Source organism: Flavobacterium sp. AED (assembly GCF_000812945.1).
Lineage (GTDB): Bacteria > Bacteroidota > Bacteroidia > Flavobacteriales > Flavobacteriaceae > Flavobacterium.
Genome location: NZ_JSYM01000004.1, coordinates 187519 through 211940, shown reverse-complemented (window position 1 = coordinate 211940; position 24422 = coordinate 187519). Strand labels below are relative to the sequence as shown.

Below are 24422 nucleotides of genomic sequence, written 5' to 3'. Positions count from 1 at the left end.
TTACAATAACTAATTATAATGCATCTTATACCTATGCTGCAAGTCCATCAACTGGGGTTGTAATTTCAGGAAATACAGTAACTGCTCCAACAGGAAGTTATGCCTTAACGGCTACACTGGGAACTTGTACCTCAGTAGCATCATCTGGTGTAACCATTAATGCGCAACCTGCAACACCAGTACAACCTATTCTAAGCACTGTAATACAGCCAACCTGTAGCGCCTCAACAGGAAGTTTTACAATAACTAATTATAATGCATCTTATACGTATGTTGCAAGTCCATCAGCTGGAGTTGTAATTTCAGGAAATACAGTAACTGCACCAACTGGAAGTTATACCTTAACGGCTACACTGGGAACTTGTACTTCTGTAGCATCATCTGGTGTAACCATTAATGCGCAACCTACAACACCAGTACAACCTATTCTAAGCACTGCAATACAGCCAACCTGTAGCGCCTCAACAGGAAGTTTTACAATAACTAATTATAATGCATTTTATACTTATGCTGCAAGTCCATCAACTGGGGTTGTAATTTCGGGAAATACAGTAACTGCGCCAACTGGAAGCTATACCTTAACGGCTACATTGGGAACTTGTACCTCAGTAGCATCATCTGGTGTAACCATTAATGCGCAACCTACAACACCAGTACAACCTATTCTAAGCACTGTAATACAGCCAACCTGTAGCACCTCAACAGGAAGTTTTACAATAACTAATTATAATGCATCTTATACTTATACTGCAAGTCCATCAGCTGGAGTTACAATTTCCGGAAATACAGTGACTGCACCAAGTGGAAGTTATACCTTAACAGCTACACTGGGAACTTGTACTTCTGTAGCATCATCTGGTGTAACTATTAATAATCAGGCTATTAATACTTGGAATGGTTCTGTATGGTCTACTGGATTAGCCCCAACAAGTTCTGATAAAATAATTTTTGATGGATTTTATTCTTCAGCGACTAATATCAATGCTTGTTCTTGTCAGGTAAATTCAGGTAAATCGGTAACTATTTTATCTGGTGGAACTCTAAAAATAACTAATGAGGTTACTGTTTTAGGTACTGGAACCCTAACATTTGAGAATAATTCTAGTTTAGTGCAAATAAATGATGCTGCAATAAATACCGGTAGTATAACTTATAGAAGACAAACGAACTCAATAAGTAAATTTGACTACACCTATTGGTCTTCTCCAGTGTCCCCACAAACATTGTATAATGTATCCCCAAACACCCTTTATGATAAGTTTTTTTCTTATAATGCTATATTAGATGTTTGGACCCCGGAAAATTCGGGAAATAATATGGTAAAAGGGATTGGTTATATTATTCGGGGTCCTGAAAATTATGTTGCACCAACGCCTCCTGGCTTGTACGAAGCTAATTTTAAAGGTGTACCAAATAATGGAACAATCACTGTTTCAATTGGAGGATTAGACAGCTCAAATCTTATAGGAAATCCATATCCATCTGCTTTAGATGCAGATAAGTTTTTAACGGATAATAGTTCGGTTTTGGATGGAACTCTTTATTTCTGGACACATAGTACGGCTATCGCCAATAACGTTTATTCTTCTAATGATTACGCTTCTTATAATCTTACAGGGGGAGTTGGAACAGATGGTGTAGCCTATTTACAAGGAGGTACTGTTGCTCCAAATGGTGGGCAAAAACCTTCCGGTAAAATTGGATCAGGGCAGGGATTTTTTGCTACAGGTAAGGCTAGTGGCACTGCTACATTCAATAATAGTATGAGGGTTGGTGTAGGTAGTATAACAGGAGATAATTCTCAGTTTTTCAAGATGACTAATTCAAAAACTACAAGTTTAATAGAAAAACATAGAATTTGGCTTAATCTAACCAATGCAGAAGGCGCTTTTAAGCAAACCTTACTTGGTTATGTTACTAATGCTACTAATGGATATGATAATTCTTTTGATGGAGAGAGTTTTGATGGAAACCAGTTTGTCGATTTTTACAGTGTAAATGAAGATAAAAATTTAACCATACAAGGAAGGGCTTTGCCTTTTGATGAAGACGATGTGGTCTCTTTAGGCTTTAGTTCTACTATTGAAGGTGCCTTTTCTATAGGTATTGATGAAGTTGATGGATTGTTTACGTCTCAAGATGTTTTTATTGAAGACAAGAATACAAATAGTATTAAAAACTTAAAAGAAGGACCTTATACTTTTACTACTGAATCGGGTACTTTCAATGATCGTTTTGTATTGCGATATACCAATACTAATAAAACTTTAGATACGGATAGCTTTGAAACATTGGAAAAAACGATTTTGGTTTCTAATAAGAATAAACTAATAAAAATCAATTCATCCGTTGAGATGATAAATAAAGTTCAGGTGTATGACCTGTTGGGAAGATCGGTTTATCAAAAAATAGATGTAGATTTAAATGAATTAACAATATCTAATTTAGTCATAAATAATCAAGTATTGCTTGTTAAAATTTTATTGCAAAATGGCAAAACAGTGACTAAGAAAATTATTTATTAAAGAGAATTAAAAAATAATATATACTTGTAATCAGGTATTTGCGCTTTTTCAGGTCCTTATAGCGCATTAAATCCTGCACCTTTATAATAAAAACCCGTTCTAATTTGTATTAGAGCGGGATTTTTTTTGAGTATTTTTCTTATGAAATATAAAATAATTTATAAAAAAAACGTATTTTGACTGATAAAATGGCGTTTTGTCGATTTTTTTTATAATTTTATTGTGATACTTAAACTGACAAATCGTTATTAATGCATAAATGAATCAGATGATGAAAAGAGACAATTATAATAAATATCTATTGTAATTATATTTTGAACAGATTCTATAATTTATCTAAATAAAATTCACCATAAATCTTAAGTAGAGATACTTAGGTATAGAATAAACCATAGGATTAGCTTCGTAATATTGATTAGTTTGAATTAATAAACGATGTAAATAGCTTAAAAAAGGGATTGATAATCCTAAAATTTTCAAAATCATAGATATTATAATGTAGTAATTATAGTAAGCGTTTATTAAAGAATCTTAAAAACGATGAATTATGAAAAAATTTTTACCCATAGTTGTTTTTTTTATGTTTTTCCAAATACGTGTGAATGGACAAACAAATACATATACAGGATTAAATGGTGATTGGAATACGGCTTCAAAGTGGTCTTTGAATTTAGTACCAACAGCAGCTCATGATGTAGTAATACCTTTTGGAAAAATTGTTAATATATCGGCTGATTCATTTGCTAAAACCCTAAGTATTTCTGGCATTTTGACAATCAGTGATACTAAACGGCTTACTGTTTATGATGATTTTACGGTCAATACTGGAGGAATATTTGATATGGGTTCTGGGAGTGACTTAACCACTCTTGTAGTTTATGGTGATTATGTTAATAACGGGACAACTGATTTTTGGAAAAGTAATGTTGTTATAGCTGGTGATCTTACCAGTGTTTTGACTTCTACATTACAAAAGCAGGGAAATGTTGTAGTAGGGGGAAATATTGCTGGTTTATTTGATACAGCCGGAGGTGATGGGTATCAACAAATTTATGCTGTAAATCCTCATGCATCAGTAACAATTGATCCCTCTTTGTTTGTTCCTAATGTTGTACCTGGGACTCAAGTAACAAGCCCAACAGAGACCACGGTCCTAGTGGCTTTAGTTAATGCGATTATATACGGAGGAAGTTGTTCATTTACAACTACTGATCCGTTGAATGTTACTGTGTGTTCTGGGTATAATGCGGTATTTACAACAGCTACCTCCGGGGCCTCTCCTGCGTATCAATGGCAGATTAATACGAATAATGGTTCGGGTTGGTATGATTTAACAAACGATGCTATTTATTCAGGAGTAACTACAACAACGCTAACTGTTAGCGGTATTACAGTTACAATGGATAAATATAAATACAGAGCAAAAATCACATCGGCTTCTTGTATAAAGAATGGTAACTATGGGGTGCTTACGGTAAACACATCACCATCAGCTCCTAGTGTAGGAACAATAACTCCGCCTACTTGTGCTTTGCCAACGGGTAGTGTAGTTTTAAGTGGTTTACCAGCGACTGGGACTTGGACATTAAATCCGGGAGGTATAACTGGAACGGGGACTAATGCCACTATTTCCGGTCTATCTGCAGGAACCTATAACTATACCGTGTCTAATGGAACATGCACTTCATTAGCCTCGAGCAATGTGGTGATATTATCATTGACCACTACTTGGAATGGAACATCATGGTCAAATGGAACACCCACGAGTGCAAAAAATATTGTCTTTAGTGGGGGTTATACCTCTTCATCTGATTTGGCTGGTTGTTCTTGCCAAGTAACTTCAGGAGCTGTAGTCTTTTTAAATACTTTAACGATAACTAATGGTGTTAATGTAACGGGAGGGTCGTTGACATTTGAAAATAATGCAAGTTTATTGCAAATAAATAATGTTGCTAATTCTGGGAGCATAATCTACAAACGAAAAACTACAGCAATTCTAAATTCTGATTATACCTATTGGTCGTCACCAGTAGGGAATCAACAATTGATAAATGTTTCTCCTAATACTTCTTCTGACAAGTTTTATTCTTTTGATGGAGCTTCAGATTCATGGGTTGGAGCAGCACCTACAGCTACCATGGTTTTGGGTAAGGGATACATTATTCAGGGACCAGAAAATTATTCAGCGAGTTCTAGGTCAGTTTATGAAGCCTCTTTTGTAGGTGTCCCAAATAATGGAGATATTTCTATATCTGTGCCAACTTCTTTTTCAGCTGAAACCTCTCATCTTATTGGGAATCCATATCCATCTGCAATAGATGCTAATTTGTTTTTAACTGCTAATTTGAGTGCTTTGGACGGGACTATTTATTTTTGGACTCATAATACGGCTATAACTAATAATCTATATACATCGGATGATTATGCTTCTTATAACTTAACAGGAGGGACAGAAACTACAAAAGCCATTAGTTCGGGGGTTAATAATACTGTGTCAGACGGGAATATTGCTTCTGGGCAGGCATTTTTTATTACTGGAAGAATTAGCGGAACTGGGACTATTTTATTTAATAACAATATGCGTAAGGCTGGGCAAAATTCAAGTTTTTTTAAATTTAGTACTAAAAAAAATAGAAAACAATTAGAGGTTGTTGATAAACATCGTGTTTGGTTGAGTTTGTCTAATGCAAAAGGGGCTTTCAAACAAACTTTACTGGGTTATGTAGCAAATGCTACTAATGGATATGATAATTCTTTTGATGGAGAGAGTTTTGATGGAAACCAGTTTATCGATTTTTACAGTGTAAATGAAGATAAAAATTTAACCATACAAGGGAGGGCTCTGCCTTTTGATGAAAATGATGAGGTTTCATTAGGCTTTAGTTCTACTATTGAAGGTGCCTTTTCTATAGATATTGATGAAGTTGATGGATTGTTTGCGTCTCAAGATGTTTTTATTGAAGACAAGAATACAAATAGTATTAAAAACTTAAAAGATGGACCTTATACTTTTACTACAGAATCAGGTACTTTCAATGATCGTTTTGTATTGCGGTTTACTGATAAAACTTTAGGGACTGGCACTTTTGATAAAGGAGATAGTGCCGTTTTAGTCTCTAATAAAAATAAACTGATAAAAATAGATTCATCGGTTGAAGTGATAAATAAAGTTGAGGTATATGATTTGTTGGGTAGAACAGTATATGAAAAAATAAATATTGATGCCAATAAATTAGTACTACCAAATTTAGTCATGAATGATCAAGTCTTGCTTGTTAAAATTATATTAGAAAATGGTAAAACTGTAACAAAGAAAATTATTTATTAAAACGGCTTCAAGTATTATAAAAAAAGCGCATTTTGTTGAAACAAAATGCGCTTTTTTTTATTTGCAATTTTTCTAATCTAAATCCCTAAACGATACGTATATATAATAAAATAGCTTTTAAACTGATATAATTGTCTTTAAACGGTTTAATTTTGTTTATATATTATTTTTTTATGTTTTTGTAAGAATCGTCTTTTGCTAAAATACCATAGAACGGTAAAAGATTTTATGTAAATTCCAAACAAATATGATTAAGAAATTATTACCCCATTTTTTTTTAGTTTTAATTAAATTTCCTGTTTCTTTTCAAACAAATGCAAGAAAAAAAGACAGGGTTACTACCGGAGATAACTCTTTAAAATTACTGTCTTTATTTTATGATAATAAACCTAGCCTTTGTGTTTGTAAAATAGTATTTTTTTCTTCCTTCTTATTTTCTTTTTCATTAGCAAATGCAGCGACTATAACGAGTACTGCTACAGGAGGGACATGGACAACTGGGACAACATGGATGGGGGGTGTCGCGCCAGTAGCTGGCGATAATGTAATAATAGCGACAACTGGAGTGAATACGGTTACTCTAGGAGCTAATGCTAGTATTGTAAATGTTACGATAAACTCAGGGGCCACTTTAAATATTGCTAACATAACACTTACCGCAACGGGTACTTTTATAAATAACGGTACTCTTACAGGAACAACAGGTATTGTTGCGCTTACTGGAAATTTTACAAATTCAGGGAATTTTACTTTGAGTACAGGTCGATTAACTATAAGTACAGGAAATTTTACTAATTCTGGAACTTTTACTTTTACTGGAGCAGGGAGGTTGCTTTTAGGAGGGAATTATACTAATTCTGGAACAGCTACATTATTATCTGCGCTAGTTCAATTTACAGGAACAGCTAATCAAACAATACAAGGTTTTACTACAACAGGAGCTGTTAGTATGCTAAAAACAGCTGGTATAGCTACTTTTACAGGAAATGTAAATGGTGGTGGATTAACAATTAATGGAACCGGAGGAACATTAAACTTAGGGTCAGGTACGCATACCTTCTCAAGTACATGGACTAGAACTGCAGGTACACTTGATTGCAGTTCCGGTATTTTGAGAATTGGAGCAAGCATCTCAGGAACTGGAGGGGCATTTGTAGCTGGTACAGGTACGGTTGAATATTATAGACTAGGAAATCAAACAGCAGCTGTTCTTACCTATAACAATCTTACGCTTTCAGGTTCAGGGACAAAAACATTTTCAACTACTCCTACTGTAAATGGAAAACTTCTTCTTGCAGGTACTGCGGTGGTGGTTGTGACAACTGGAGTTATAACTTATGGTTCGAATGCTACACTGCAATATGATACCACAAATGCAAGAACGGTAACCTCTGAGGAATGGATTACTCCATTTTCTGCTGCCGGTGGTGTTATTCTTAATAGTGCTCAAATAATAAGCTTAAATACTGCTAAAGTTTTTAATGTTGGAGTTCCACTTATCATTAATAGTAGTGCAAAGTTGACAACTAATAATCTAGGATTAACTTTTGGGGGTAATTTTATTAATAATGGAGGAACATTTACCGCAGGTAGTTCTCCAATTGTCATTACAAATACTATGGCAATTCAAAGTATTGCAGGTTTTGCTACAACTGGATTAGTGTCAATGTCAAAAACAGCAGGGATTGCAACTTTTGTTGGTAATGTGAATGGAGCTGGATTAACCATAAATGGAATTGGAGGAGCATTAAATTTAGGAACAGGATTAACAAATACTTTTACCGGCGATATTACTCTGACAAATGGAACATTGAATGGAGGTGCGAGTCTTCTTAATGTGAATTCAACAAGTGCTACGGCTTGGAATGGTTCTGGAACTAATTTTAGCGCCGGTTCAGGAACAGTCAATTTTGGAGGAGTAGCACAAACATTAGCTACAGTATCAACGTTTAATAATCTTACGGTTTCCAATTCAGGAACAAAAACTCTATCAGGTGTACCAACTATAAACGGTATTCTTTCTATGGAAGGAACGGCTACGGTTTCTGTAGTGCCAATCTATGGTGGGACGGCTACTTTGCAATATAATACAGCAACCGCTCGTACAGCAGGTGTAGAATGGAAGACACCATTTGCAGCAACAGGTGGTGTTAGTATTATAAATACAGGAATTATAACTTCTAACGGGATTAAAGTTTTTAATGTTTCAGTACCTCTTACTATTGCGAGTGGAGCAACATTAGATAATGGTAGTTTCTCGATTTCGGGAGGTTCAACTTTAACGGTGGCTAACGGTGGTACATTAAAAATAAACGGTGCAAGTACGTTTCCGACTTTTACAACCACGACATTAGGTGTAACAAGTACCACTATATATAGTGGTAACAATCAAACTGTGGCAACAAAAAATTACGGAATTTTGTTTCTTAGTGGCTCGGGGAATAAGACTTTTGCAGCGGCAACTACTATTTCGGGAGATTTAGGAATAAATGGTACTGCTGTGGCTCTTTTTCCAAATGGATCGACATCGGCATCGGGAACTTTAACGCTTGGAGGAACGCTTCAGACTGCATTAGGCTCATGGGGAGGTACTATTTCTGCAGCAACTCATACAAATAGTACGTGGTTTGGCTCTACAACTACAGGTGTTTTAAATGTGTTGACTTCTTGTTTGCCTGGAACTTGGCTGGGATCTTCTAATACTGACTGGAATACACCGGGAAACTGGTGTGGAAATAGTGTACCTACAGCGACAAGTGACGTTACAATTACTACAGCAACTAATCAACCAATAATTGGTGCTACTGGAGGTATTTGCCGTAATATTACTATTGCGAGTGGTACAAATTTGTCTATTTCTGGTTCAAATACTTTGACACTGACTGGGAATTGGATTAATAACGGAACCTTTACCCCTAATAGCAGTAACGTAATTTTTAATGGAGTGGGTGTTCAATCTATTGGAGGGACAAGCGCTAATATATTTAATAATCTTACTAATTCTAATACAGGTGCAGCCGTTACTGCTGTGGCTGCCATTACAGTAAATAATAATCTAAACATTACTAATATGGCATCAGTGCTTGATATGTCTACTTTTGCATTGATTGGTGGTGGGACTTTTTCTAATTCAGGGATTGGACAACTTAAGACTGCTAATTCTTCTGCTACACCAATTCCATTAGGGATAACTTGGGCTAGTACGGTGGTATATAATAATGCAACAGGCAGCCAAACTATTGTTGGTGGGACTTATAATGGATCTCCTTCTCTTCAATTAGATAATACTTCCGGAACTCAGGTAGCTTCAGCATCAATAGTGACTGGTGCTCAGTTTAATATGAGTAATGGCGGTGCTCCCGTTTTTGATATGAATGGGTTTAATTTAACCGCAAATGCTATAAATATTGTAGCTCCCAATGCTGTTTTGGACATGCGAAGCGGTAGTTTAGCTTATACAACAGTTCCATCAATGGATGGGACAGTACGTTTTTCTGGGGTTACCAATGGTAAGGCTTTTGAATCGGGAACCGTTGAGTATTATGGTTTGACACAAACAGTTACTAGTGGTAATTATTATGATCTTTTGTTTTCAGGCATTAACGGTGTTTATACTATGGCTAGTAATATAAATATTGATAACACACTTGACATAACTAATGGAGCAGTTACGCTTCAACCTTCTTTAACTTTAACAGTAGGAGACAAGGTAACGGTAATTAATCCAGGAAAATTAACGCTAGAAAATAATTCGAGTTTAATACAAACTACATTTACGGGTTCAAATACAGGGAATATAATTGTAAAAAGAAACACAACACCACTACTTTTATATGATTTTACGTTTTGGTCTTCTGCTACGAGCGGTCCACAAACCTTGTTTGATTTTTCCCCAAATACTTTAGGTGATAAATACTTCATTTATGATAATGATTATGCTAATGTAAATGCTTCAACTACTGTTTTTGAACCAGGAATTGGGTATCTTATTCGTTCTCCAGAAGGAACAAGTACAAGCACTCCAACGGTCAATACTTCATTTATGTTTACTGGAGTTCCTAATAATGGCACTATAAGTGTTCCAGTAACTGTAAGAACATCAGGGCCAGATATTGGAACAGGTGAGCGATTAGTAGGAAATCCTTATCCATCGGCATTAGATGCGGATGATTTTATTGATGCAAATATTACCACAGGAACTGGTACACAAACTATTTCTGGCACATTGTATTTTTGGTCTCACAATCATAGAATAGTAGCAAATAATTATGATGATACTGATTTTGCCACTTATACTAAAGCCGGAGGAGTAGGGGTTTTCTCTGGAACAGGAAATATATTAGCACCAACTAGATATATTGCTTCAGGGCAAGGTTTTTTCGTAGAGGTAGATGCAGATGGAGATGTTGTTTTTGATAATTCAATGAGAGATATTAATAATACAAATACTAATTTCTATAGATCAGCGTCAATTTCAAAAAAGCAAGATGATGCAGGAGAGAGTAATAGAATTTGGCTTAATTTGACAAATAATTCTTTAAACGGAAGCCAGACATTAGTAGGCTATGTTACGAATGCTACTAATGATTTTGATCCAGGGTACGATGGATTGGTCTACAATGATACGCATCCCTATTCCTTATATAGTATACTTGGAACTGATAAGTTAGCAATACAGGCAAGAGCATTGCCATTTGTTGATACCGATAGTGTTCCTTTAGGATATGCTATAAATGTTGCTGGAAATGCCACTATCGCTATTGATCATGTCGACGGATTATTTTTAGATAATCAAAACATTTATCTTGAGGATAAAGTATTGAATATAGTTCATGATATTAAAGCAGCACCCTATGATTTTAATTCAGCTATAGGAACTTTCAATGATCGTTTTGTATTGCGTTATACTGACAAAACTTTAGGAACCGGTAGTTTTGAATCAAATGATACTAGCGTTTTAATTTCTAAAGATAAAAATGAATTAAAAGTAAAATCAGAGCTTGAAAATATAAAACGAGTTACTGTTTTTGATTTAATCGGAAGGAAAGTGTTTGATAAAGAAGCGGTAAATAGTAATGAATTTCGTACTTCAACTATTACTTTAAATAAGCAAACGGTAATAGTAAAAGTAACTTTAACTAATGGTCAGATAATTTCTAAAAAAGTACTTTACTAGAGTATTTAACCAATTTAAAATTTTATAAAATCCCATTCTGTCTCTACAGAATGGGATTTTTTTTTGAATCCAATAAATAAAAATTAAGGAGCAGCAGTCTTTAATTATTTATTCATATTGAATCTGTAGTGAATATTCAATTCCTCTGGACTTTCTCAAATTTCTTAAGTAAATATCACTAAAAGTGGGTATTGTATTACAAAAATATTGTCTATAATTTTATAGATGCTCTTAAAATGAAACAATTATGAATTTTTTTATCATTCATATTGAAACTATAAATCCGATTTAATTTGATGTTAAAACTACATTTTTTCGCTATTTTCTTCAGTCTTTTTTTTAATAATTCCAGCTATTCTCAACAAGGGAAAGTAGACTTGGCATTTAATGTTTTAGATGATGGTCTTCAAGGGGATGGTTTTGATAGTACAGTTAGAACAGTTGCTTTGCAAGCCGATGGAAAATTAATAGTAGGAGGTGATTTTTTGAATTTTAATGGTGCCGTAACTCCGTATTTATGTAGATTGTTTTCAGATGGTTCTAAAGATATTTCTTTTGGGTTAGGCTCTGGTTTTAATGGAAAAATATATTGTTCTATACTCCTGCCAGATGGGAAGATAATTTTAGGAGGATCTTTTACCGCTTTTGATGGCTCAGCAGCAGGACGATTAATACGACTTAACAGTGATGGTTCTTTTGATGCTACTTTCAATACTTCAGTCGCTGCAAGTACTGGTATAGTTCATGGTTTAGCTTTACAAACTGATGGGAGTATTGTTATTGTAGGAAGTTTTACAAAGTATAATGGTATAACAGTAAACCATATCGCCCGGATATTGCCAAACGGGAATTTAGACACTTCTTTTGTTACGGGGTCTGGAGCAAGTGCAAATGTAGATGAAGTACAGATCCAAACTGATGGAAAAATAATTGTTGCAGGTTCTTTTATTTCTTTCAATGGAACTATTTGTAACCGAATAATAAGATTAAATAGTAATGGCTCTATTGATGCTGCATTTGGAATTGGAACAAGTTTTAATGATAATATTGGGGCTCTTTCCTTGCAACCTAATGGAAAAATTTTGGTTGGAGGAGATTTTACAAGCTATAATGGAACAGCGGCCAATAGAATCATTCGTTTAAATACTGATGGATCCATTGATAGTAGTTTTATTTCTGGATCAGGATTTAGTACAGTAGGAGTAAATAGTATAAAAGTAGATTCTAGCGGGTCGATTATGGTTGCAGGTTCTTTTACAGGGAATTATAATGGGACAGCAGTCAATAGATTAGTTTTGTTAGGTTTTAATGGAGTTATTAATCCTTTATTTGATATTGGTTTTGGTCCTTCGTCTGCAACGGTTTATGCATTAGCCGATGCGCCCGATGGTTCTTGGTTTGTGGGAGGCTCTTTTTCTGTTTTTGATTCCCAAAATCAAGGCAGGCTTGCCAAAATCGACGCAGTTGGAACTTTAGATATTGGATATCTAACCGCGGGTGTAGGTTTTGATAATTCGGTTTTAAAGATTATTTCTTTACCAGATAATAAGACGATGGCTTTTGGGAGTTTTACTAAATTCAATGGGGGAAGTGTCAATAGAATTGCTTGTTTGTTAGAAGATGGAGCTATCGACCCCACTTTTAATTCTTCGGGTATTGGAGCGAATAATGTAATTAAGAGTGCTGTTATACAAACAGATAATAAAATGGTTTTAGTCGGCAGTTTTACAAATTATAATGGAGTTGTTGCTAACAGAATAATAAGGACTTTATTAAATGGAGATTTAGATGCTACATTTACGATTGGTACAGGAACAAATAATCAGATTTATGCGGTAGCACTTCAGCCCGACGGAAAAATAATTATTGCCGGAAACTTTACGAATTACAATGGTGTTTCTGTTAATAGGATTGCCAGATTATTGCCAGATGGGGCGATTGATGTAAGTTTTAATACAGGTTTGGGTGCTGATGCTATAGTAGAAACTCTTTTATTACAACCGGATGGAAAGATTATTTTAGGTGGACGATTTACAACTTTTAACGGCCTTTCATATAATAAAATAGTCCGTCTGAATACGGATGGAAGCACTGATTTTGGATTTGTTATAGGCACAGGGTTTGATAAATATGTTTATACCATTGCAATACAATCAGATAATAAACTCATTTTTGGTGGGACATTTTTAAATTATGGAGGCGCTTCCGCAAAAAGAATAATCAGACTCAATAGTAATGGTAGTTTAGATACTTCTTTTACTTCTGGAGCGGGTTTTAGTAGTGGAGAAGTCAGAACAATTTTGGTTCAACCAGATAACCGATTGCTCATAGGAGGAACTTTTTCGGGAACGTATAATGGAACTGCGGTTAAACGAATGGTTCGATTAATGGCTACTGGAGTCTATGATACTACTTTTTCCGTAAATCTAAACGGTACGTTATATAGTGTTTGCTTTACTCCAAATAATAAAGTGATGATTGGAGGTAATTTTAATTCTATTTCGGGTATTACAAAACATCGTATTGCTCGTATTAAATTATGTACGAACAGCTCTATTTGGGACGGAATTGCTTGGAGTAATGGATTGCCATCTCCTGAAAAAACGATACTATTCAACGGAAGCTTCCCTTTTTTCAACTCAACAAATGCCTGTTCTTGTTCAATAAATTTAGGGAATACGGTCACAATTCCAAATGGAAATACTTTAGGGTTGATTTTCGATTATGCTGGATCAGGAACATTAGTTTTAGAAAACAATGCTGCTCTTTATCAATCAGATGATCAAATTATTAACACAGGAAATATTCGAATAAAAAGACAAACTACACCTATTTTAAAAACGGATTATACATATTGGTGCTCGCCAGCTTCAAATCAAAAACTGATTGATGTCTCTCCTCTCACACTTTTGGATAAGTTTTATTCTTTCGATGCTTCGGCAGATAATTGGAATAATGAAACACCAACAAATGTGATGGGTACAGGAAACGGTTATATTATTCGTGGTCCTGAAAATTATTCAACAATAATTCCATCTATTTATGAAGCTGTTTTTTCAGGAGTTCCTAATAATGGAATTGTTTCAGTTCCAATAGCAACAACGGATACTTCAAATCTTATAGGAAATCCATATCCATCCGCAATTGATGCCGATGTTTTTATTACAACAAATGCTGGCGTCACAGATGGGACAATTTATCTCTGGACTCATAATACGGCTATTACAAATAATGCGTATACCTCAGATGATTATGCTGTTTATAACTTGTTAGGCGGAGTAGGAACCAGTGCTGCTTTAAAATTAGGGATAAATAATACAAAACCTAATGGTAAAATTGCATCTGGTCAGGCATTCTTTGTAACAAGTATTAATGGGGGCGGAGCAGTTATTTTTAATAACAGTATGCGTGTTGCTGGAAATAATTCTAGTTTTTTTAAATCGAATGCAATAAAAAAACAAAATCAGATAAATGTTGAGAAGGATCGAATCTGGTTAAATTTATCCAATAGCCAAGGGGCTTTCAAGCAAACTTTAATTGGCTATATAGAAGGGGCCACTAATGATTATGATACCAGTTTTGATGGAGAAAGTTTTGACGGAAATGAATACATCGATTTTTATAGTATTAATCAGGATAAGAATTTGGCGATTCAAGGTAGGGCTTTACCATTTAAAGAAACAGATGTTATTCCTTTAGGTTACAGTACAACTATTGAGGGTGTTTTTACAATAAATATTGATGCCGTAGATGGATTATTATCCGATCAGGTAGTTTTTATTGAAGACAAGTTAAACAATACATTTTTTGATTTAAAAAGTGGAAGTTATACTTTTAATACAGAAATAGGTGCTTTTAATAATCGTTTTGTGTTGCGTTTTACGGATAAAACTTTAGCTGTGAAAACGTTTCAAACAGAGAAAGATTCTATTTTAGTGTTTAATAAAAACAAACAAATACAAGTGTATTCAACGGCGGAACTAATAGATAAAATTATACTATATGATTTGTCAGGAAGAAAAATATATCAAAAAAATAATATAGATAGTATTGGATTTTCGGTACCAAATTTGGGTACAAACCAATCAATCGGATTGGTGAAAATTATATTACAAAACGGACATACAGTTGTCAAGAAAATTATTTATTAAGAAAAAGTGATGTATAAAAAAACACCATCTGATAGTAGCAGATGGTGTTAGTTGTATATTTAGAAAAGTCTATTTTTCTTTAGTGGATGCTTCAAGATTTCTCTCGATACTATGTCCTGGTCTTGACCATTTTGGTTTTTCACCTAACGGAGCAAATTGAGAATCTGCTGCTTCAACCGTTTGAGGTTGAGAAACTTTTGTGAATGGTTTTTGAGGATTTAAACCTAACATTTCAAACATTTTCATGTCTTCATTTACATCAGGATTAGGCGTAGTTAGTAATTTATCTCCGGCAAAGATAGAATTGGCACCGGCAAAGAAACACATAGCTTGTCCCTCACGGCTCATGTTCATTCTTCCTGCAGATAAACGCACTTGAGTTTCCGGCATGATAATTCTGGTAGTGGCTACCATTCTGATCATTTCCCAAATTTCTACTGGTTTTTCTTCTTCCATCGGGGTTCCTTCAACGGCAACTAATGCATTTATTGGCACTGATTCCGGTTGGGGATTTAATGTAGAAAGTGCTACAAGCATTCCTGCTCTGTCTTCAATACTTTCTCCCATTCCAATAATTCCTCCGCTACAAACAGTAACATTCGTTTTACGAACATTCTCTATGGTTTGTAAACGGTCTTCAAATCCGCGTGTTGAGATTACTTCTTTGTAATATTCTTCTGAAGTGTCTAAATTGTGGTTGTAAGCATATAAACCAGCTTCCGCTAAACGATGTGCTTGGTTTTCAGTGATCATTCCAAGTGTACAGCACACTTCCATGTCCAGTTTATTTATGGTACGAACCATTTCCAATACTTGGTCAAATTCAGGGCCATCTTTTACATTTCTCCATGCCGCTCCCATACATACACGGGAAGAACCGCTTGATTTAGCACGTAAAGCTTGTGCTTTTACTTGGCTTACTGACATTAGGTCATTGCCTTCAACAGCGGTATGATAACGGGCTGCCTGTGGACAATACCCACAATCTTCTGGGCAACCACCTGTTTTTATGGATAATAAAGTAGAAACTTGAACGACATTAGGGTCATGATGCTCTCTATGAATTGAAGCTGCTTCAAAAAGCAAATCCATCATAGGTTTATTATATATTGCGATAATTTCGTCTTTCGTCCAGTTATGTTTTGTAATGCTCATCTATACGATTTTTTGATGCACCAAAAGTAGTCAAATTGTTCTAAAGAAGCAATGCAATAGTGCCTAAAAGCCAAAGGAGAACAATTTATGGACTAGTTAATCAGTTGTAAGACGGTTGTTCCAGTATAACATGAGCAACATGGTAACAATTACTGAAGAGGCAATGCCTTCAAAGAGTAAACAAATAGAATAGGTGTTCACGGATGGATTACCACCAAATAAAAATGTTTTCGGTAAGGATTTCACATAGGAATCTCCACCTTGCATGTAGCTATAGACCACCAGTCCGATGATGCTTAAAAATACACCTACTAGAGATGTAATCATTGCTGATATTGCATTAGCAATGAATGTTTTTTTACCTTCTGCAAGATTCATTGCTATAGTTCTGTTTACACCATAAAAAACAAAAAATACGTTAACAAGGCGTAAGTAAAATAAATCAGCATAGCCTAAAGCGTTCATTAATAGAAAGTAAAGGCCAATTCCAATAAAAATAAGACATCCGTTTAATAACTCTTTTGGTAGTTTCATAGGATTAATTTTTTAAATTAAAATAATTTAGTTCGTTTAGAAACAGAATGCCTTTTTGATTTTAAAAAGATTATTTTTTGAAATCTATAGCGCTTTTTTTCTTGTGTCTCTAAGTTAAATGTCTATTATATTGTGAAATTGCAGCTGTAAATTGTTTCTTATGATAACTGGATACAAACCAGAAAAGTAGATTTTTATTGATTTAACTTTGATGCTTATCCGAAGAATAACGGCTGTCCCAATATAACAGTAGCATAAATGTGACAATTACAGCTGATACGATTCCTTCAAAAAGTAAAGAAATTGAATAAGTCATTACTGAGGGATTTCCTCCAAATAAAAAAGTTTTTGACAATGACCCTACATAAGCATCACCACCTCTTGAATAGCTGTAAATTATGAGTCCAATGACACTTAAAAAAATCCCTGTGAGCGATGTGGTTAATGCCGAAGCAGCATTAGAAACAAGAATAGTTTTCCCTTCTGTAAAATTTGCTTTTAAAGTTCTGTTAGTGCCGTAAAAAACAAATAATACATTGAAGAGGCGTAAGTAAAACAAATCAGCAAGACCTAAAAGCTCCATGAACAAAAAGTAAAGTCCAATTCCAAGGAAAATTATAAATCCGTTGTAAAATTCTTTTGGCATTTTCATATGATTAATTTTTAGAAGAGTTAAAAATAATACGACTATGAGAAACAATATATGTACATCAAATTTACAGAAAATATGACAATATTTTATGAAATGTGTTAAAAAAGAATTTAATAGGAAGTTAAATTTTACTCAGGTAATCCGTTGCAGTTTTTTTGTCTTTTTCAAGTTGCTCTTTTAAAAGTGCCACCGATTCGAATTTTTGTTCAGAACGAATTCTGTGCAAAATGGAAATCCTGATTTTTTGGTTGTATAAATCGGCATCAAAATCAAAATAATGGACTTCTATAGTTTGAATTTGCCCGTCAACAGTGGGATTAAATCCAATGTTCATCATGCCAAAAACAGTTTTTTGGTTGATGGTGCTTTTTACAATATAAACCCCATTTTGTGGAATAAGCTTGTAATTTTCTTCGATTTTTAAGTTGGCAGTTGGAAAGTTTATGGTTCTTCCCAATTGTTTTCCTTTAACAACAATTCCAGTTAGGAAATAATCATAGCCTAAATATTTATTTGCCAAATCCATGTCCCCATCTAACAATGCCGTTCTGATTTTAGTGGAACTTACTGAAATGTCATTTATTTCCTGAACTGATATTTGCTCTACTTCAAAATTATACTCTTTTCCAAAAGCAATAAGGTCGTCAATGTTAGCCGTACGATTTCGGCCAAATCGATGGTCGTAACCTATAATTATTTTTTGAATATGAAATCGATCTACAAGAATAGTTTTTACAAACTCTTCGGCGGTTAATCTTGAAAAAGTCTCGTCAAAAGGGTGGATGACAAGATTTTCAATACCTATTTGCTCCAATAAAGCTATTTTTTCATCTATAGTATTGAGTAGTTTTATATCGGAATGTTCTTGTAAAACCATTCTGGGATGAGGGAAAAAAGTAAGGACTAAACTTTCGTAGTCTTCGTTTTTTGTTTTTTGGATAAGCTTTTCCAGAATTTTTTTGTGACCAATATGAACTCCATCAAAGGTGCCCAAAGTTAGGATTGTTTTTTTATTGGAACTGAAATCGTTTATAGAATGAAAAATCTTCAAAGCAAATGTTTTATAATAGTGCAAATTTATACTATCTATTTTAAAAGTAACGGTATGGAAATTAATTTTCGATAGAATTTAGCCTCGTTTCTTAAAAAAGTAACAAAAAAATAAAAAAACAAACCTCTATGAACTCATAATTCCTTTAAAATATTTAGAATTCCTTTTATACATTAACATAAATGCTTTAATTTTGAAGTTCAAATACCCATAAACCATGAAAAGAATTATACTATTCTTTGTAATTATTGTTTCTAATTCAATAATCAATGCTCAAAACGGGTCTCCTTGGAAAAGAATAGATCAAAATAAGGTTGCTGTTTCAGATCAGATAAGTGCTAAACCAATTACGGATAATCAATTGTTATTTAAATTTGATGAAACTTTAATTAAAGAATCCTTGTTGTCACTCCAAAATAAAACAAGCAATGAGAATAGAATTGAGATTTCAATTCCAAATATGAATGGTGTTTTAGAGAAATTTTCCGTTTGGGAGTCTTCTAATTTTGAACCTGAATTGCAAGCAAAATATCCACATATTAGGGCATATAAAGGTATTGGGATTACTGATAAAAATGCATCTCTTTATTTTAGTTTCTCACCAAAAGGGATTCAAACCATGATTTTAAGAGGGGAAAGTGGTTCAGAATTTATTGAGCCGTATTCAAAAGACAATACTGTTTATGTTCTTTTTAATTCGAAAAATAGATCCACAGGAAGTTTGCCATTTGTCTGTAAAACAGAAGATGTTGCATTAAACAAACAATTGCTAAGTAAGACCAGTAAAATTACAGCGAGTAATAAGGTTTTCAAAACCTTGAAACTTGCATTGTCTTGTACAGGGGAATATGCTACTTATTTTGGAGGAACTGTTAATGCGGCATTGATAGCCATGAATGCTACTATGACTAGAGTAAATGGAATCTTTAATAAAGATTTAGCAATTAAATTACAAATTATTGCTAACAATACTACTATTATATATACAAATGCGGCAACTGACCCGTATTCTGATGCAACTGCTGGAGCTGGCGGAGCGTGGAATAAAGAATTGCAAGATAATTTAACTCTTGTTATTGGTGATGGGAATTATGACATAGGACATTTATTTGGGGCTACTGGTAGTGGTGGAAACGCCGGATGTATTGGTTGTGTGTGTGACACAGGTAAAGGAAGTGGATTTACATCGCCTGCTGACGGTGTTCCTTCAGGCGATACATTTGATATTGATTTTGTTGCTCATGAAATGGGGCATCAGCTGGGTGCGGAACACACATTTTCTTATTCAGTTGAAGGAACAGGTGTAAGTGTCGAGCCTGGAAGCGGGTCAACCATTATGGGTTATGCAGGGATTACGGATTATGATATTCAAGCTAATTCGGATGATTACTTTGCTTATGCAAGTATCAAACAAATACAAGACAATTTACTAACAAAAACCTGTCCTGTTAGTACGGTAATAACTAATAGTCCTCCAACAATTAGTGCAGGTTCAGATTATACAATACCTAACGGTACAGCTTTTAAGTTAACAGGTACGGGTTCTGATGTTAATGGTGATACTATATCTTATTGTTGGGAGCAAAACGACACAGCAATAACTACAAGTGGAGCTAATAGTATTGCTTTGTCTACCAAAATTGATGGCCCTCTTTTTAGATCTTTGTATCCAATTAGTTCTCCTGTGCGATATATGCCTGCTTACAGTACTGTTTTATCCGGTAAATTAAGTACTACATGGGAATCAGTTGCTACGGTTGCCAGAACACTTCATTTTACTTTAACTGGTAGAGATAATGCTGTGCAAGGAACGGCACAAACTGCTACAGATGAAATGATAGTCAATGTTAGCGGTACAGTTGGTCCATTTGCTGTTACATCGCAAAACACGGAAAATTTAAGTTGGTTTCAAGGAACAACACAAACGGTGACTTGGAGCGTAAGTGGTTCAAGTGCTTTGACGGGTTCTACCAATGTGAACATTAAGCTTTCTACGGATGGAGGATTAACTTTTTCCACAACTTTAGCTTCCAATACTCCAAATGATGGTTCACAAACAGTAACGGTTCCAAATATTACCGCAAAAAATTGTAGAATTTTGATTGAACCAACAGCAAATATTTATTATGCAGTAAACAGTATACCATTTGCTATTGGATACTCGGTTACTTCTTCTTGTAATACGTATACTTTTGCGGCTCCCTTTGCGATACCAGAATCAGCATCCTATACATCTAAAACAGTAAGCGTGCCAAGCTCAACAGGGACTGTTGCAGATGTAAATGTTGCAGTAAGTTTTACACATGCTTCTCTATCTGACGTACAAATAGAAATGGTCAGTCCGCAAGGAACTACAGTAAAATTATTTGAAACGAGCTGTGGAAGAACGAATAGTACTTTAGTGTTGAATTACGATGATTTGGGAGGCGTACTAGCCTGCGGAACTACTACAGATCAAACTGTAGCGCCATTTGAACCCTTGTCTGCTTTTAATGGGCAAAATCCACAAGGAGTTTGGACATTGAGAGTCCGAGATGCATACAAGGCTGATTTAGGGACTTTAAATTCGGCATCGATAACTATTTGTACACAAACCTTTACTTTGGAGGCACCTGATTTTCAAATCAATGATTTTGTTTTGTATCCAAATCCAAACAAAGGGAATTTTAATATTCAATTTACCAGTGTATCATCAAATGGGGTGAAGGTATTAGTACATGATTTGTTGGGGAGAAAACTTTTTGAGAATAAATTTGAAAGCAATTCTAATTTTAATGAAAACATTCAATTGAAAAATGTTCAACCCGGACTTTATTTATTGACTGTGATTGATGGAGACCGAAAAGAGGTAAGGAAGATCATAATTGAATAATCGCAAAATAGAATTACTGAAAAAAGGGAAACATTTTATACGTTTCCCTTTTTTTATTTTCCATTAAATGCTGTCATAGTGATTTCTAATCCGGCAGTTCCAAATGATTTTATAATCTCGGAAGCTATTTCTAATCGTTCGGGAAGTGCCGCTTTTTCAGCATCGTCCCAGTCTCCAAGCACATAATCAACTTGTTTTCCTTTTTTGAATTCATCACTAATTCCAAAACGGAATCGTGCGTAGTTCTGTGTATTTAGGACAAGATTGATGTTTTTTAATCCGTTGTGTCCGCCATCGCTTCCTTTTTGTCTGATGCGAATGGTTCCAAAGGAAAGATTCAAATCATCGGTGATTACCAAGATGTTTTCCAAAGGAATTTTTTCTTTTTCCATCCAGTATTGTACTGCTTTCCCGCTCAAATTCATATAGGTATTGGGTTTCAAAAGCAAAAAAGTTCTTCCTTTGAATTTATATTCGGCTAGGGAACCCAATTTTACGGTTTCGAAGTTGATTCCTTCTTTTCGAGCTAAAAAATCGACTACTTTAAAACCGATGTTGTGTCGGGTGTTTACATATTCGGCACCAATGTTGCCGAGTCCAACTATTAAAAATTTATTACTCACGCTTTTTATATTGTTTTTTTTGTGTTCGTGAACCTCCGGTTTCATGCAATCTGTATTGTCTTCTGTTTTTGTTGATGTGAATAAATTTGAAATCCATTTTATCATGTTGCAAAAATAGACTTAATTAGAGAATTAGACTATTAGATTGTTGGATTTTTAGATTGTCTGCAAGTATGGAAGAGTATTGGCTGTTTAGTCCCGATAGAAGTGAAAATCCTTTTTTGACTCGCCTTTTTCGGCGAGGTAAAAAAGATTGTAGCGCATAGCGGGAAGATTGCCGGCAAAAATGCCTGTTCTTTCGCTTTAAAGCAAAAAAAAGCACCAGTTTTACAACTGATGCTTTCTTGAATGATTGAAAAAATATTATTTTTTCTTTCCTTTTGCAGGAGCTTTCGCTGCTTTTGCTGCTTCTTGAGCCGCTTTCATAGCAGCACGAGAAATCTTCACTTGACAAATTACTGTGTTGTCAGGGTGCATGATTTTGTAGTCTGGAGAAGCCACTTTAGTAACGTATAATTTGTTACCCATGTCAAGTGGAGTAATATCAGCTTCGATAAAATCTGGAAGATTTTTCGGTAAAGCTTTTACTTTAAGTTTACGTGTATTCAAACGTAAATCTCCACCAGCCATAACTCCTTTAGAGTTACCAACGATTTTTACAGGAACTTCCATAGTGATTTCTTTGTCATCAAATAATTGAAAGAAGTCAATATGTAAAATCTTGTCAGACACCGGGTGAACCTGAATGTCTTGTAAAATAGCGTTAAATGATTTTCCTTTTCCAAGATCGATCTCAACTGTGTGAGCGTTTGGAGTGTAAACCAAGTTTTTGAAAGCCATAACTTCTGCTGAGAAATGAACTGCCTGATTTCCTCCGTATAATACGCAAGGAACCAATCCAGCATTACGTAAGGCTTTAGTTGCTACTTTGCCCACGCTTTCTCTTTCTGATCCTTTAATTGTAATCGATTTCATTGTAAAAAAAATATAGTTATTAATAATATTACTTGTTTGACTTCTAGTTTTTGGCTATCAGTATTTTGCGTAATGAGATTGCTTCGTTTGTCGCAATGACGTTACATTATAAACTTTCCACTAATGGAATTGTTGTGGTGCACCATGTGCATAACTTCGGCAAAAAGTGGTGCACAACTCAACACTTTTATTTTGTTTGATTCTTTCTTTAATGGAATAGAATCGGTAACTATTAATTCGCTTAATTGCGATTTTTCTATTTTTTCGTAAGCACCGCCTGATAAAATAGCGTGGGTGCAAATGGCTCTTACGCTTAATGCTCCTTTTTCGATCATTAAATCTGCGGCTTTCGCCAAAGTGCCTCCGGTATCAATCATGTCATCCACTAAGATTACATTTCTACCTTTTACCTCACCAATTAATTCCATGGTGTCGATAACGTTTGCTTCTTTTCTTTGTTTGTAGCAAATAACTACATCTGAATTTAAAAATTTAGAATAAGCATAAGCTCTTTTAGAACCTCCCATATCTGGAGAAGCAATCGTTAAATTGTCTAAACCTAAACTTTCTATATACGGTATGAAAATAGTCGATGCAAAAAGATGATCTACTGGTTTTTCAAAGAATCCTTGAATTTGATCAGCATGCAAATCCATGGTCATTACTCTTGTTGCGCCTGCAGCATCTAATAAATTAGCTACTAATTTAGCCCCTATCGGAACTCTTGGCTTGTCTTTTCTATCTTGTCTTGCCCAACCAAAGTAAGGAATTACTGCGGTAATGTGTCTTGCCGAAGCACGTTTTGCAGCATCAATCATCAGTAACATTTCCATTAAATTGTCTGCAGTTGGAAAAGTTGAACAAACGATAAATACGCGTAAACCCCTGATAGACTCCTCGTAAGAAGGTTGAAACTCACCGTCGCTGTACTTTGACATGGTGATTTTTCCTAATGGAATTCCGTATTGCTCTGCTATTTTTTCTGCAAGATAGACACTTTGTGAACAAGCAAAAATTTTAGCTTCTGGTTCTAGGTGTGACATTTAATTTGTTGTTTTGTAGTTAGTTGTGTGTTCCGTTTTTAGCGAGGTGCAAATTTATAAAATTTATTCAACTCTGAAAGGAAAATTTTAAGTATTTTTAGTTGAACATTTAATATTATTTTTTACATTTGCACCGTGTTAAAGGAATTGATGGTTGATTTAAACACAATCACATCTTTTATTGCGTTGAAATAACTGTCGTTATTTCATGTCTAGCTAAGCCCGGATGGCGGAATTGGTAGACGCGCTGGTCTCAAACACCTGTGGGAAACCGTGCCGGTTCGACTCCGGCTCCGGGTACAAAAACCGCTTCGAAAGAAGCGGTTTTTTTGGTTTT

The 24422-nt window shown here is 34.7% G+C and carries 12 protein-coding genes and 1 tRNA gene; 6 read left to right on the top strand and 7 right to left on the bottom strand.

What is annotated here, in order from left to right; all coding sequences use genetic code 11:
• The 4 genes from OA85_RS17095 to OA85_RS14365 form a co-directional block, all read left to right on the top strand.
• Positions 1-2525 (top strand): T9SS sorting signal type C domain-containing protein (locus OA85_RS17095; protein WP_052257270.1); only part of this gene is annotated, 2525 nt, incomplete at its 5' end.
• A 547-nt stretch (positions 2526-3072) separates the two neighbouring features.
• A complete protein-coding gene (locus tag OA85_RS17090; protein WP_052257269.1) occupies positions 3073-5853 on the top strand; it encodes a T9SS sorting signal type C domain-containing protein in 2781 nt (926 codons plus the stop codon).
• Between the two features lie 247 nt (positions 5854-6100).
• The gene (locus OA85_RS14370) at positions 6101-11029 is read left to right on the top strand and encodes a T9SS sorting signal type C domain-containing protein (RefSeq protein ID WP_039110478.1); all 4929 of its coding nucleotides are present in this window, start codon (positions 6101-6103) and stop codon (positions 11027-11029) included.
• A 296-nt stretch (positions 11030-11325) separates the two neighbouring features.
• Complete coding sequence (locus OA85_RS14365) at positions 11326-15180, top strand: delta-60 repeat domain-containing protein (RefSeq protein ID WP_039110477.1); 3855 nt, start codon at positions 11326-11328, stop codon at positions 15178-15180.
• A gap of 69 nt (positions 15181-15249) precedes the next feature.
• Here OA85_RS14365 and bioB read toward each other — a convergent pair whose 3' ends face one another.
• From bioB to OA85_RS14345, 4 genes are all read right to left on the bottom strand, one after another.
• Complete coding sequence (bioB, locus tag OA85_RS14360) at positions 15250-16335, bottom strand: biotin synthase BioB (RefSeq protein ID WP_039110475.1); 1086 nt, start codon at positions 16333-16335, stop codon at positions 15250-15252.
• Between the two features lie 96 nt (positions 16336-16431).
• On the bottom strand, positions 16432-16869 hold the full coding sequence (locus OA85_RS14355; RefSeq protein ID WP_039110473.1) for a hypothetical protein: 438 nt from the start codon (positions 16867-16869) through the stop codon (positions 16432-16434).
• 202 nt (positions 16870-17071) lie between these two features.
• The gene (locus OA85_RS14350) at positions 17072-17521 is read right to left on the bottom strand and encodes a hypothetical protein (RefSeq protein ID WP_039110471.1); all 450 of its coding nucleotides are present in this window, start codon (positions 17519-17521) and stop codon (positions 17072-17074) included.
• Between the two features lie 121 nt (positions 17522-17642).
• Positions 17643-18572 (bottom strand): bifunctional riboflavin kinase/FAD synthetase, encoded by a 930-nt coding sequence (locus OA85_RS14345; RefSeq protein ID WP_039110498.1) that lies wholly within the window; start codon positions 18570-18572, stop codon positions 17643-17645.
• A gap of 217 nt (positions 18573-18789) precedes the next feature.
• Here OA85_RS14345 and OA85_RS14340 point away from each other — a divergent pair, with 217 nt between their 5' ends.
• Positions 18790-21444 (top strand): reprolysin-like metallopeptidase, encoded by a 2655-nt coding sequence (locus OA85_RS14340; protein ID WP_039110470.1) that lies wholly within the window; start codon positions 18790-18792, stop codon positions 21442-21444.
• 53 nt (positions 21445-21497) lie between these two features.
• Here OA85_RS14340 and pth read toward each other — a convergent pair whose 3' ends face one another.
• The 3 genes from pth to OA85_RS14325 form a co-directional block, all read right to left on the bottom strand.
• Positions 21498-22172 carry an aminoacyl-tRNA hydrolase gene (gene pth, locus OA85_RS14335; RefSeq protein WP_039110469.1) on the bottom strand — a complete coding sequence of 225 codons (675 nt, stop codon included), beginning with the start codon at positions 22170-22172 and terminating at the stop codon, positions 21498-21500.
• 258 nt (positions 22173-22430) lie between these two features.
• Positions 22431-23042: a 50S ribosomal protein L25/general stress protein Ctc gene (locus OA85_RS14330; RefSeq protein ID WP_039110468.1), complete on the bottom strand. Its 612-nt coding sequence runs from the start codon at positions 23040-23042 to the stop codon at positions 22431-22433.
• A 101-nt stretch (positions 23043-23143) separates the two neighbouring features.
• Positions 23144-24085 (bottom strand): ribose-phosphate pyrophosphokinase, encoded by a 942-nt coding sequence (locus OA85_RS14325; protein WP_039110466.1) that lies wholly within the window; start codon positions 24083-24085, stop codon positions 23144-23146.
• A gap of 220 nt (positions 24086-24305) precedes the next feature.
• On the opposite strand from OA85_RS14325, the gene OA85_RS14320 reads away from it, so the two are divergent.
• Positions 24306-24385 (top strand) — tRNA-Leu (locus OA85_RS14320).
• The last annotated feature ends 37 nt before the right edge of the window (positions 24386-24422 follow it).

Coding starts and splice junctions, on each gene's coding strand:
- OA85_RS17090 (WP_052257269.1), top strand. CDS start 3,073: ATGAAAAAATTTTTACCCATAGTTGTTTTTTTTATGTTTTTCCAAATA.
- OA85_RS14370 (WP_039110478.1), top strand. CDS start 6,101: ATGATTAAGAAATTATTACCCCATTTTTTTTTAGTTTTAATTAAATTT.
- OA85_RS14365 (WP_039110477.1), top strand. CDS start 11,326: ATGTTAAAACTACATTTTTTCGCTATTTTCTTCAGTCTTTTTTTTAAT.
- bioB (WP_039110475.1), bottom strand. CDS start 16,335: ATGAGCATTACAAAACATAACTGGACGAAAGACGAAATTATCGCAATA.
- OA85_RS14355 (WP_039110473.1), bottom strand. CDS start 16,869: ATGAAACTACCAAAAGAGTTATTAAACGGATGTCTTATTTTTATTGGA.
- OA85_RS14350 (WP_039110471.1), bottom strand. CDS start 17,521: ATGAAAATGCCAAAAGAATTTTACAACGGATTTATAATTTTCCTTGGA.
- OA85_RS14340 (WP_039110470.1), top strand. CDS start 18,790: ATGAAAAGAATTATACTATTCTTTGTAATTATTGTTTCTAATTCAATA.
- pth (WP_039110469.1), bottom strand. CDS start 22,172: ATGATAAAATGGATTTCAAATTTATTCACATCAACAAAAACAGAAGAC.
- OA85_RS14330 (WP_039110468.1), bottom strand. CDS start 23,042: ATGAAATCGATTACAATTAAAGGATCAGAAAGAGAAAGCGTGGGCAAA.
- OA85_RS14325 (WP_039110466.1), bottom strand. CDS start 24,085: ATGTCACACCTAGAACCAGAAGCTAAAATTTTTGCTTGTTCACAAAGT.